Annotated in this window: 1 protein-coding gene; it reads left to right on the top strand. The window is 71.8% G+C overall.

Annotated elements, in window-relative coordinates; genetic code table 11:
* The coding region (locus MRBLMA1_RS19045) for an NAD(P)-binding domain-containing protein (protein ID WP_363738982.1) at nt 1–362 on the top strand (362 nt) is incomplete at both ends.

Here is a 362-nt window from a genome sequence, read left to right as displayed (position 1 = left end):
CATCACCATGCTCGCCAATGACGAAGCCCTGGCACAGGTCGCCCAGGGCCCCGGCGGCCTGATCGAGAGCCTGCCGCCCGGCGGCCTGCACATCGCGATGGGAACCCACCGCAGCGACACGATCCGCGACCTGACCGCCGCGCATGCGAAGGCCGGCCAGATACTCGTCGCAGCGCCCGTGCTGGGCCGGCCTACCGCCGTGGCGGCAGGGCAGCTCGGCATCATCGCGGCTGGGCCCGCCGACGCCGTCGCGCACGCGCAACCGCTGTTCGACGCCATCGGCAGGCGAACTTTCGCCGCCGGGTCCGATCCCGCCACCGCCTCGCTGCTCAAGCTCACCAACAATATGGTGCTGGCCTGCG

The organism is Sphingobium sp. LMA1-1-1.1, from assembly GCF_040676365.1.
Classification (GTDB): domain Bacteria; phylum Pseudomonadota; class Alphaproteobacteria; order Sphingomonadales; family Sphingomonadaceae; genus Sphingobium.
Note: the sequence above shows the minus strand (reverse complement) of the source record. Positions and strands in the feature narration are given on the sequence as shown.